The organism is Alphaproteobacteria bacterium (assembly GCA_030739735.1).
GTDB lineage: Bacteria > Pseudomonadota > Alphaproteobacteria > UBA7887 > UBA7887 > UBA7887.
This window is the reverse complement of the sequence record JASLYQ010000011.1, coordinates 39537-51232: the sequence shown is the minus strand read 5'-3', so window position 1 is coordinate 51232 and position 11696 is coordinate 39537. Positions and strand designations below refer to the sequence as shown.

Annotated in this window: 13 protein-coding genes; 8 read left to right on the top strand and 5 right to left on the bottom strand. The window is 60.6% G+C overall.

From position 1 onward, the window contains the following. Positions 1 to 8 precede the first annotated feature (8 nt). The 4 genes from QF629_07265 to QF629_07250 are packed head-to-tail and all read right to left on the bottom strand — an operon-like array spanning position 9 to position 4290. Positions 9 to 1079 (bottom strand): malate/lactate/ureidoglycolate dehydrogenase, encoded by a 1071-nt coding sequence (locus QF629_07265; GenBank protein ID MDP6013327.1) that lies wholly within the window; start codon positions 1077 to 1079, stop codon positions 9 to 11. A 10-nt stretch (positions 1080 to 1089) separates the two neighbouring features. Further along, positions 1090 to 2031 carry a pyridoxal-phosphate dependent enzyme gene (locus tag QF629_07260; GenBank protein MDP6013326.1) on the bottom strand — a complete coding sequence of 314 codons (942 nt, stop codon included), beginning with the start codon at positions 2029 to 2031 and terminating at the stop codon, positions 1090 to 1092. Continuing rightward, positions 2028 to 3218 (bottom strand): acyl-CoA dehydrogenase family protein, encoded by a 1191-nt coding sequence (locus tag QF629_07255; GenBank protein ID MDP6013325.1) that lies wholly within the window; start codon positions 3216 to 3218, stop codon positions 2028 to 2030. The genes QF629_07260 and QF629_07255 overlap by 4 nt, the downstream gene beginning before the upstream one ends. Positions 3219 to 3231: 13 nt before the next feature. Beyond that, positions 3232 to 4290, bottom strand: coding sequence for a phosphotransferase family protein (locus tag QF629_07250; GenBank protein MDP6013324.1), 1059 nt, complete (start codon positions 4288 to 4290; stop codon positions 3232 to 3234). A gap of 89 nt (positions 4291 to 4379) precedes the next feature. Here QF629_07250 and QF629_07245 point away from each other — a divergent pair, with 89 nt between their 5' ends. The 8 genes from QF629_07245 to mmsB all read left to right on the top strand — a co-directional run bounded on the left by QF629_07245 (position 4380) and on the right by mmsB (position 11300). Beyond that, positions 4380 to 5141, top strand: coding sequence for a glucose 1-dehydrogenase (locus QF629_07245; GenBank protein MDP6013323.1), 762 nt, complete (start codon positions 4380 to 4382; stop codon positions 5139 to 5141). 4 nt (positions 5142 to 5145) lie between these two features. Then, positions 5146 to 5316: a DUF1289 domain-containing protein gene (locus QF629_07240; protein MDP6013322.1), complete on the top strand. Its 171-nt coding sequence runs from the start codon at positions 5146 to 5148 to the stop codon at positions 5314 to 5316. Positions 5317 to 5733: 417 nt separating this feature from the next. Further along, positions 5734 to 7464 carry an IlvD/Edd family dehydratase gene (locus tag QF629_07235; protein ID MDP6013321.1) on the top strand — a complete coding sequence of 577 codons (1731 nt, stop codon included), beginning with the start codon at positions 5734 to 5736 and terminating at the stop codon, positions 7462 to 7464. Continuing rightward, entirely contained in the window at positions 7461 to 7979 is a 519-nt protein-coding gene (locus QF629_07230; protein MDP6013320.1) for a cupin domain-containing protein, read from the top strand. Before QF629_07235 ends, QF629_07230 begins: the two co-directional genes overlap by 4 nt. A 65-nt stretch (positions 7980 to 8044) precedes the next feature. Next, entirely contained in the window at positions 8045 to 9259 is a 1215-nt protein-coding gene (locus QF629_07225) for a cytochrome P450 (protein ID MDP6013319.1), read from the top strand. A gap of 5 nt (positions 9260 to 9264) precedes the next feature. Continuing rightward, positions 9265 to 9450: a rubredoxin gene (locus tag QF629_07220; GenBank protein ID MDP6013318.1), complete on the top strand. Its 186-nt coding sequence runs from the start codon at positions 9265 to 9267 to the stop codon at positions 9448 to 9450. Between the two features lie 28 nt (positions 9451 to 9478). Beyond that, positions 9479 to 10399, top strand: a complete 921-nt coding sequence (locus QF629_07215; protein ID MDP6013317.1) for a cupin domain-containing protein — start codon at positions 9479 to 9481, stop codon at positions 10397 to 10399. 10 nt (positions 10400 to 10409) lie between these two features. Beyond that, on the top strand, positions 10410 to 11300 hold the full coding sequence (gene mmsB, locus QF629_07210; GenBank protein ID MDP6013316.1) for a 3-hydroxyisobutyrate dehydrogenase: 891 nt from the start codon (positions 10410 to 10412) through the stop codon (positions 11298 to 11300). On the opposite strand, the gene QF629_07205 is transcribed toward mmsB, so the two are convergent. Further along, positions 11301 to 11696, bottom strand: coding sequence for a VOC family protein (locus tag QF629_07205; GenBank protein MDP6013315.1), 396 nt, complete (start codon positions 11694 to 11696; stop codon positions 11301 to 11303).

The following is an 11696-nucleotide window of genomic DNA, read 5'->3' as shown; positions in this document are numbered from 1 at the left end:
GGAACCCTTTACACGTTTCGCCCGGCGAGGCGGGCGATTTCGGCATTGTTGATGCCGACCTTGGCGGCGGTCTCGGAAAGTTGCGCCCAGGTATTATCATCGAGTGGGATGCCGCCCGCTATACGCTCGGCCTTGGTGCGTAGCTCGGGATCTCCAGGCATGAGAATTTCACCGCCTTCCTCAGTCTTAGGTGAGCTCTTTACCCAATCGGTTAAACCTTTCACTTCGTCAGCAAAATTGTCGTTCGCTATCGTATTTGGGTCAATGTAGATAGAGCACATGCCGTTGACAATCTTCTTGGCGGTCGGATTGTCAGGATTCGAGCAGCCACTGCCTGTAATTGCACCTGCCATCACTTCGCAGAGTATGGAAAGCACATAGCCCTTGTGCGCACCGATAGTGAGAATGGCACCGGGGGGATCGGCATAAAAGGCTTCCGGGTCTGTGGTTGGCTCGCCGTTGCCGTCGAGAATGGCGTTATCCGGTACGGGCACGCCCTTGTTGCGCGCAACACGGATCTTGCCCTCCGCAATGACGCAAGTTGAGAGGTCGGCGATAATCGGCTCACCACCTGCAACAGGAATGCCGGCGGCGATGGGGTTGGCCGATAGCCGGCGTTCGATGCCGCCGAACGGCGCCACCAGTATACCGCCCCCGGAGGTATTGACGAAATGTATAGACACTAGACCCTGCGCCGCGGCGCGGATGGCCCAATCGCCGACGCGCCCAACATGACCCGCATTGCGCAGACCCACCAGCGCCAGCCCCGACTTACGGCATTTCTCTATGCCAAGGTCCACCGACTGCTCGCCGATGCTCTGGCCAAAGCCGAAATTACCGTCGACGATCGCCATGGAGTCGTTCTCAAAAACGGCTGTGATTGTCTGGTTGGGTACCAATTTACCTTCCTGTACCCACTGTATGTAGGCGGGTGCGCGGATAACGCCGTGGCTGTCATGGCCAACTAGATTCGCTTCGATGAGGTGGCGCGCGATGATGTTAGCCTCGTCGTCAGAGCTTCCTGCGTGGCGAAATATTGCCGCGGTCAGCGCGGCTAGTTTATCATGTTGTACGCTCACGAATCCCCCTTTATTCGATACCGTCGCGGCCGGAACCGCAGATTAGGCTGCAGACATGCTTGCCGACGATGTTGCTGATCTTGCCGTTGAGGAGCGCGGCTGTTGCGGCGGCGCCGCCGAGCTCGGCTGCGACTCCGAACTCGCGCCACAGCCAGCGCGAGGCAGCCAGCATGTCGTCGTCGCTCACCAACACGATGTCCTCGACGCAATCTGTAACGATATCAAGCACAGTTTGGTCCGTGGTTAAGGCTGCCAGCACACCGACTTGCGTTGAGATCTTGTCGATGGAGACGAGCCCACCAGCCTTGACGCACGCTTGCAAGGTTGGTGCGCCTGTCGGCTCCACGCCGATGATGCGCGTCTCCGGGCTCAGCGCCTTGACCGCTACCGCAACGCCGGCGATGAGGCCGCCGCCGCCGATGGCTACCACCAGTACGTCGAGATGAGGCAGCTGTCCGAAGATCTCCAAGCCGAGGGTACCTTGTCCGGCCACGACGAGATCGTCGGCAAAGGGATGCACATAGGTGAGCCCGTCTGCTTCTGCGGCGGCGAGTGCGGCGGCGTTGGCGTCGTCCCAGACCTTGCCATGCGTCACGACCTCGGCGTCCCAGGCGGCGAGCAGATCGTACTTGGCTTGTGGTGTGCCCTCCGGGAGAAAAACACGCACGGGCGCGCCGGCCCGCCAGCCGGCGTAGGCGACGCCGCTGCCGTGGTTGCCCCCTGATGCCGTGACTAGGCCCTTCGCAAACTTCGCCTCGTCGAGGCAAGTGACCATGTTGGTGGCGCCGCGCGCCTTGAAGGAGCCGGAAATCTGCTGGCATTCGAGCTTCAACCAGAGCTCGGCATCAGCGACGGCGGGCTCACGCATAGGCCCAGCTTGCATGATGGGAGTGCGCCGTACCTTGCCCTCGATGCGTTGCTGCGCAGCCTCGATATCGGAAAGGTCTATCATGCCATGGCTTTTCGGGTGCGGCTGGCGATCCGTTTGGCTATGGCCCAGCGGTGCACTTCCGAAGGACCATCATAAATGCGGAAGGGGCGGATCTCGCGCCACAGTCGCTCGACCAGCGTGTCATCAGTGACTCCCATGCCACCAAGAATCTGCATGCAGCGGTCGACAACGCGGAACAGGGCCTCTGAGCTAATAACTTTGGCCATAGAGGATTCGGAGCGTGCCTCGCCGTCATTGTCCATCACCCAGCAAGCCCGCCAGGTGGCGAGACGGGTAATATGCATGTCCATCTCATTGTCTGCGAGCTTGAAGCCGACCCCTTCGTGCTCGGCCAGTGGTTTGCCGAACGCCTGGCGCTTCACCGCATAGCGGCTAGCGATGTCGTGCGCACGCTGTGCGGCACCGAGCCAACGCATGCAGTGGGTAAGGCGGGCAGGGGCAAGCCGCACTTGGGCATAGCGGTAGCCTTCGCCAATCTCGCCAAGCACTTGGTCGGGTGTCACTTTGAGGCCGTGAAAGCGAATCTCACAATGTCCGCCCGCGAAGCTCGTTTCCATGGTGTCCTGCACGCGCACACGCTCGATCGCCGGATCATCGTTTTCGATCAGGAACATGGTCGCACCTTTGCCGCGCTCGATAGCATCCGCGGTGCGCGCCATGATGATGTTGAGCTTGGCACCATCAAAGCCAGTGATGAACCATTTATGGCCATCAATCACCCAATGATTTCCGTCCTGGCGCGCGGTGGTTGCCAGCATGTTGGGATCGGAGCCTGCCCCGCCTTGTGGCTCGGTCATCGAGAAGCAGGAGCGGATCTCACCAGACGCAAGTGGACGCAGCCATTGCTCCTTCTGTGTCTCGGTTGCGACCTCCTCTAGCAGATGCATGTTGCCTTCGTCTGGCGCCGAACAATTGAGTGCCTGCGGCCCTAGGAGAGAATACCCGGCCGCTTCGAATACCACTGCCATCTCGCGCATGTTGAGTCCGAGGCCGCCGTAGTCCTTTCCGACATGGGGACTGAGCAGGCTGGCTTCGCGCGCCTTCTTGATGAGTTCTCTGCGTAAGGGGTCTTCCGGGCCGTGCGCAGCTTCTCGCGGGTCTCCCTCGTACGGAATCACCACGTCACGGATAAAGGCTTCCGTGCGCGCCTTTAGATCTTCGAGCTCTGGGCTCAGGGAAAAGTCAATCATCGATACCTCATCACTCGGCGTGGCCGCGCGCCACCTGGTGGGCCATTTCCATGATTCCCCAACCCGCGTCAGCAAAGGGTGCATAGCGCGGATTGTCGACCGTGCCGCGGCGATATTGCGCATGTAGCTGCACGAATACCACCGCCAGCTTGAACATGGCCAATACGCGGTAAAAGCGGAACTTGGACAGGTCGCGGCCACTGATGCTAGCATAAAGGTCGCGCCCCTCACCTCGGGTCATGGAACCCACCGCCCCAGTCGGCATCTGGTCGATGATGGTCATGCAGTCCGGGTCGCCCGGCTCGACCCAGTAGCTGAGCAGGGTGGCTAGGTCGAAAAGCGGATCGCCGCGCGTCGCCTGGTCCCAGTCGATCATGGCCACGGCTTTTGTGCGATCCGAGGGGTCTAGCAGCAGGTTGTCGAGCTTGAAGTCGTTGTGCAGCAAGGTGGCGTTGTCCGTGCTCGGCACGTTCGTGGCAAGCCAATCCGAAACCTCACGCGACGGGGCAGGCGGCTCGCTATCGCTGGCCACCTTGAGGCGCTTGTCCCAGCCCCGGATGGCACGGTCGAGAAAGCCATCCGGCTTGCCAAAGTTGCCGAGATCGACGGCAGCCGGATTGACAGCATGTAACTCGGCGAGGCTATTCACCAGCAGGGCGCATACAGCGTGGCGGTCGGCGTTGCTCATATCTGGCGGCCAAGTGCCGCCCTGAATAGCAGTGCCGTTGCGGTATTCCATGATCAGGAAGTGGGCACCGAGCACGGACTCGTCCTCACAATAGAGCAGGCTTTGTGGGGCCAGCGAAAAGGAACGCCAAAGAGAGCTAAGCACGCGGTGCTCGCGCGCCATGTCGTTGGCGCCGGGGGGGATGGGCCCGAGCGGTGGGCGGCGTAGCACACAGGGCTTGCTGTCGAATTGGATGAGATAGTTGAGATTGCCCATGCCGCCAGCGAACTGGCGTGGTGGCAGGCGCAGATCTAGCTCATGGCCCGCATCAGCCAAATAGGCTTCCAGCTGCTTCCAGGGCAGTGGTGTGATGTCGTCCGTACTTCGAAAATTCTGCCTCATCGCCGGGCCGGTGTACGGCGCCTTAGACAGGATTGCAATTTTCCTCGGCTTCGGCGAGGGTGCCCGCGCCACTTCACTGGGGGGATAGCATGGCCGGACGGTTGCAGGATAAGGTTGCCTTGGTCACGGGCGCGGGCTCGGGCTTCGGCGAGGGAATTGCCAAGTGTTTCGCGGCCGAGGGCGCCAAGACCGTCGTCGCTGATATCGATGCGGAGAACGGTCAGCGTGTCACAGATGAGATCGTGACGGCAAACGGCATTGCCACTTTTGTTGCGGCCGATGTTGCCAACAGTGCTGCCTCGCGAGCTATGTTTGACGCCACGCGTGACGCTTACGGCAATCTCGACATCTCTGTCCTTAACGCCGCCATAGGCATGAACCCGTGTCCTCTGGCAGAGACCGAGGATGAGTTTTTCGATCACATTTTTCACATTAACGTGCGCAGCGTTTTTCTGGGCCTTAAGCACTCGGTGCACGCCATGGAGGGGAAGGGTGGCTCCATTATTGTCACCGTCTCCACCGCGGCCATTCGGCCGCGGCCTAATCTGGCGGTCTACAATTCGACGAAGGGTGCCCTCGTGCCCATGTGCAAGGCCTTGGCGCTCGAGGTCGCCGACCAGGGAATCCGCGTCAACGGAATCTGTCCGGTGGCCGGAGAGACGCCAATGCTGGAGGTCTTTCTAGGCGATGCCGACCCCGTCGATGGCCGCACCACCTTCAAGAACACGGTGCCACTTGGGCGCCTGAGCACGCCGGTGGATATCGCCAACGCGGCGCTGTTCTTCGCCGAGGACGAAAGCTCGTTGGTCACCGGCGCCATGCTCGAAATCGACGGCGGGCGCTGCATCTAACCATATGAGCATGGTTTCCCCCTGCGTCGGGGTCTGCATTATTGATTCCCGCAGCGGTTATTGCCGAGGCTGTAAGCGTACGCTGACGGAGGTGGCCGAGTGGCGGCTCTACACCGACGACGAGAAGCGCGCGGTCCAGGCCGAGTTGAAAAAGCGCTATGTCAGCGCCGCATGACCGCCAGCGTTAGAGCGTCGCCCATGGGCAGCAGGCACCATGGCATTCAAGTCCTGCAACATCACGGTGTTTTGGCTGGTCTTCTCCAGGATAGTTAGTAAGGCGCCCCAAAGCACATTGTTCACCACCACCAAGCCGCTGGGCCCATGCGAGATCAGCGTTTGCTCGTAATAGTCGGCGTAGGGTGATTTACCGGTATTGATAGAGGCAAAGTCGAAGAGGCTGAGGTCGCTCCGTCGTGGCCTCGTCGAGACGGCACCGGATCTCGGTCATGGGCACGGAATGCCGGCACAGATAACAGTAAAGCTCTGTATATTTTACGCTCAAACCTCCTTCCGAAGGGGTGAATGTTAGCACCTTCTCAGGTTTGGTGTAGGCCTGATACTCTGTGCCTCGGCTTCATGAAAGGTGGCGGCAATGGACGACGGCAAGAAACCCGCCAGCGGCATGCGCAGCGGACTTACCCAATACGGGGACACGGACTTTTCCTTCTTTCTGCGCAAAAGCTTCGCTAAGGCAATGGGCTATTCCGATTCGGATCTAGATCGCCCCATCATCGGCATTGCAGACACCGGCTCTGGGTTCAACAATTGCCACCAAACCGTGCCGCAGCTTGTCGATGCCGTGAGCCGCGGCGTGATGCTGGCGGGCGGCTTGCCGGTGACCTTTCCCACCATATCGCTCGGCGAGCCCTATCTAACGCCGACCAGCATGCTGTTCCGCAACCTCATGGCCATCGATACTGAAGAGATGGTCCGTGCCCAGCCGATGGATGCAGTGGTTCTGATCGGCGGTTGTGACAAGACCGTGCCGGCACAGCTGATGGCCGCGGCGAGCGCAGGCATACCAGCTATACAGCTTGTCACGGGGCCGATGCTCACCGGTTCATGGCGTGGCGAGCGCCTCGGCGCCTGCACCGACTGCAGACGCCAATGGGCACGCTACCGCGCCGGGGAACTCGACGACGCGCAGATTAAGGAAGTGAGTAACGAACTCTCGACCACTGGCGGGACCTGCATGGTCATGGGCACTGCCAGTACCATGGCACTGATGACCGAGACCCTCGGCATGATGTTGCCGGGCAGCGCCACGGTGCCAGCTGTGCATGCCGAGCGTAGGCGAATTGCCGAAGCCACGGGTGCGCGCGCGGTTGTCATGGCTGCCGAAAGTCTGACACCCGACCGGATCATGACACCCGCCGCCTTCGCCAACGCGTTGCGCTTGCTTCTGGCGGTCGGGGGCTCGACCAACGGGCTTGTGCATATGGCCGCTATCGCCGGGCGCTGCGGCATTACTGTCGACCTTGAAGCCTTTGACCGCATAAGTCGCGAGACACCGGTGCTGGTCGACCTCAAGCCGTCTGGCGCTCACTATATGGAAGACCTGTTCAAGGCGGGCGGATTAGCACCGGTCCTACGCGAGTTAAGTCCTTTGCTCGACCTGGATTGTCTCACGGTCACCGGCCGCACCTTGGGTGAAGAGCTGAAAGCTGGGCCTTCGCCGTGGGAGCAAGCCGTAGTGCGGCCGTTCTCGGACCCCTTGTCCGCGGAGGGTGGCATCGCCGTCTTGCGCGGCAATCTTGCACCTGATGGTGCCATCATCAAGCAATCGGCGGCAACACCCGAGCTGATGTGTCACGAGGGTAGGGCGGTGGTATTCGATGGCCTGGAGGACATGGCAAACCGCATCGATTCTCCCGATCTCGATGTTGCTGCCGACGATGTACTAGTATTGCGCAATGCTGGGCCCAAGGGCGCACCGGGTATGCCCGAGTCCGGCTACATTCCGATCCCGCGCAAGCTGGCGCAAGCCGGCATCAAGGACATGCTGCGCGTATCGGACGCGCGCATGAGCGGGACGGCCTTCGGCGCTATCGTCCTGCACGCGACACCGGAAGCCGCGATCGGCGGGCCGCTGGCGTTGGTCGAGACCGGCGACCGCATCAGGCTTGATGTTGATGCCCGTAGCCTGGAATTGTTAGTCGACGATGCTACGTTAGCGGACCGGCGTGAAGTCTGGGTTCCGCCATCGGCGCATCCTGGCGCCGAGCGCGGTTGGCTAAAGCTATATCTTGCCGAGGTAGAGCAGGCCGATAAGGGGTGCGACCTCGCCTTTCTGAAGCCCAAACAGACGGCAAGCACGCCATGAGCAAACGCATTGTCACCGGCCACAATGCTGTTGGCCGCTCCATCATCGAGATTCAGGACGGCGGCGCCCGTGGCCTCGGTAATCTCTCTGAGCTTTGGGTGACTGACGCAACACCCTTTGACAACACGGTTGCAGGCGATGCGACTGATCGGCCCGTGAGCCTGACACCACCAGATTGCGGCACCGTGTTCCGCACTTTCCGTGTGCTGCCCGAAAGCGCATCAGACGGTGTGGACCCTGGAGCGCGCGCGGCGCTGGTGCGCGAGCGTTTCGCCGCCACGAACGCGTCCGATGCACTGGTGGACACGACACGCCATCCAGCCATGCATAAGACCCGTACGGTCGACTACATAATTCTGCTCTCCGGGCGCGTTACGCTGCTGCTTGACGATGACGAGGCAGACCTTGAACCCTTCGACGTGGTTGTGCAACGTGGCACCAATCACGCCTGGGTCAATCACGGTGAAGAGACAGCGCTGCTCATCGCCGTCCTGATTGATGCGAAAGAGTTGTAGCACATTGTTCCCAAGGCGAGGGTGCCCTATGGTTCGCCACCTAAACTGCCAGCGGTAACGTCATCATGAATTTTGACCTCAAGTCCCACGAGGCTATCCAGGACCCCTACGTTCTTTTCGCGAAGATGCGCGAGACTGCGCCGGTGCATTGGAATCCCTCTGTTAAGGCCTGGGTAGTGACGCGCCACATGGATGCCAAGACCGTGCTCACCGATACACGGTTTTCGGTCGAGAAGCTCAATCCGCTAGTAGATCACCTGTCGGGTAAGAGCAAAAGCAAGGTGGGTGAGATAGCACGGGTACTCGGTGACTGGATGGTCTTTCGTGACCCGCCGTCACACACGCGCCTACGCCGTGTGCTGCAAGGTGCCTTCAAGCCGCGCGAGTTGCGGAAGCAACGGCGCATGGTCGAGCGTGTTGCCGAGGAATTGCTCGATACGCTGGAAGACCGTGGACAGATTGACTTCTTGCACGACTTCGCTTGGCCGTTTCCTGCTTTCGTCATCGCCGACCTCATGGGTATCGACCGCGTACACGTGCCCAAGCTCAAGGAATGGGCGGTGGAAATTGGCAAGTTCGTACTTATCGCACGCTCGACTCCTGACAAGTATGACCGCGCGGCCAAGGCCATTCGCGAGATCACTGTTTTCTATCAAGAGGTCGTGGATGACCATCGGAAAAATCCGCGCGACGACCTAATTGGTTTGATGATCAGGGGCGGGGATGACGGTAGCGATGTCATGAGCGACGACGAGATCGTCTCGACCATGGTGCTGATGCTCTTTGCGGGTCATGAAACGACTACTAATTTGATTGCTAATGGTATGCTAAACTTACTGCGCCATCCAAGGCAGATGACACTGATCGGACAGAAGTCGGCGCTGATCCCGTTGGCGGTAGAGGAGTTTCTACGCTACGAGAGCTCGGTGCAGATGGTGGCGCGCATCGCCGCTGACGAGATCGAGCTTGGTGGTGAGACCATCGCTAAGGGCGACCGCGTCTACGCTCTCACTGCCGCTGCTAACCGTGACCCCGAGTATTTTGAGAACGCCGAACACTTCAATATTACACGTAGCCAGAACCCGCACTACGCCTTCGGTCTCGGCATCCATCTCTGCCTCGGCGCACCGCTCGCGCGTATCGAGGCACAGGTTGCCTTCGCCGCACTGTTTCGCCGCTTCAGCGACTTCAAGCTCGAGACCGATACCGTGGAGTGGTCCGATGAATTTGTGACTCGGGCCCTAAAGGCATTGCCCATCTCCTTCCACAAGCGGCGCTGACGCCGATGCAGAAGTGGGTCTGTCTGTCCTGCGAATGGGTGTATGACCCGGCTGAAGGCTGCCCAGAGGATGATATTTCTCCCGGCACCTCCTTCGAAGATCTTCCCGACAATTGGACCTGCTCCGAATGCGGTACGCCGAAGAGCAACTTTTCGTCACTAGAGGTAGATCAAGTGCAACGCCTCCCTTGACGGTGTACTGAGAACGGAAACACGAAATATGACTGATACTATTGACTCCGCGACGGTCGCCACCTCTGAGGCGTCCTACACCCGCCGTGCGCGCTATTTCGATTCGGGAAATGCCTTCAACGTGGTCAATCCACCGGTGCCAGGGAGGGTGTTCGACAGCGAGCGGAATCAGGCGCTGGATGCGGAGACGGCGACGGGGTTCATCCTGCTTGATCAGAGTGATGCGTTGGCGCTGCCTTTTCCGGCTACCACGCCGTTGGTGTTGGTGGCCTATGGACGCATTCGGGCTGGTGAGGCCCTTGAGCACAACGCCGGCGCGAGCACAGTGCTGACTTTCGTTATTGCCGGCGGAGGGTGTAGCACACAAGGTAACGATGTCATTGATTGGGCGGCGGGGGATGTGGTCTGCCAGCCGGGCGATACGCCGATCCGGCACCAGGCGGGTGATGCTGATTGCCTGCTTTGGCTGGTGACCAACGCGCCGCAGCTGGCGCAGGAGAATTTTCGGCCGCCCGCCGCCGAGGCCGCCTTGGTACAGGCTGCGTATTTTCCAGCCACCGAGATCGCACGCCAACTAGATATTGCGGAGGCCAAGCTATCGGGAAAGCTTGTCGCCGGGCTTGCTGTGGTGCTAGCGACCGAGCGGCTCGAAGCTATCAAGAATATCTCGCCCACGCTGACGCTGGCCATGAACCAGCTGGCGCCGGGAGGCGCACAACCGGCGCATCGGCACAACTCGGTAGCCGTGTCCTTGATCGTCGACGGCGAGGGCGGTTATTCCCTAGTTGACGGCGAACGCAAGAACTGGTCGCCCTGGCTCACCACCGTGACGCCACCCGAGAGCGTGCATTCGCACCACAACGAGAGCAGCCGGCGCGTCAATTGGCTTATCGTGCAGGATGGGGGGCTTTATTACCACTGCCGCACCATGGGTTTTCACTTCGAATAGGAGATGAACGATGGCCGTAATCGGCTTTATCGGCATTGGCCGCATGGGTGGCCCGATGGTGCGCAATGTGTTAGCCGCTGGCCATGACGTGACGGCTTACGACCTGTCAGCCGATGCACTTAGTTTCGCGGTGCAGGCGGGGGCCCGGGCGGCCAGCTCAGCGGCCGGGGCGGCGCGCGGCGCGGAAGTCTGCTTGACCATGCTACCAACGGGAGCTGAAGTTGGTCAGGCGCTACTCGATGACGGCGCCATGGCCGCGGCCGCGGCGGGCACGCTATTTATCGATTCCTCGACTATCGACGTCGAGACGGCACAGGCGCTGCATGCTGGGGCGACCAAGGCCGGCTTGGCTATGTTGGACGCGCCGGTCTCCGGCGGTACTGTGGGCGCGGAGTCGAGTACGCTCACCTTTATGTGCGGCGGCGAGGCGGCTGTCTTCGCCCGTGCCCGGCCCATCCTCGAGGCCATGGGGGAGACCTTAGTCCACTGTGGCGGGCCCGGCATGGGCCAGGCGGCCAAGCTTTGCAATAACATGGTTGCTGCCATCGGCACCTTGGCGATCTCGGAGAGCTTCGTTATGGGCCAGCGGCTCGGCCTCGATGTGCAGACGCTCTACGACGTGATGTCGAGCTCGACGGCGACTTCCTGGGTGCTGGAGCATATGTGCCCGGTGCCAGGGCCGGTACCAACTTCGCCGGCTAATCGGGAATTTGCGCCTGGTTTCGCTGCTTCGCTCATGCTCAAGGACTTGAAGCTGTCTCAGGCCGCAGCCCGCAGCGTAGAGGCACCGTCGCCGTTGGGCGCCCTAACCCATGCCCTATACGCGGCCTATGTGAATGCCGGCAACGGCCATCTCGACACTTCCAGCATCATCCGTCTGCTCGAAGGCAAGGCGGACTGATCAGACCCAACCCTCGGCGTGTTCCTGGTCGGTATTGAAGTTGAGTTCGACCGTGACGCCGTCGGGGTCATCGACAAAGATCTGGTGGATGTGTGAGGCTGGATCTGCCTCGCGATAGCTCAAGCCTGCCTCATCGAGCACGCGGCGCGTGTTGTTGATGTTCTCAACCTTGAGCGCGAAATGATCGAAGGGCTGGGTGTTGCCGTCGCCAATATCGCGGTTTGCCACCATCAGATGGACGACAGCGTTAGGGCCTACCTTGAGCCAGGCGCCGTCGAATGGAAAATCGGGACGCCAGGCCACCTCCTCCAATCCTAAGAGGCCGATATAGAAGGCACGCGAGGCGTCGAGGTTCTTGGTGACGATGGTGACGTGGTCGAGGGCTGTCACGGGCAT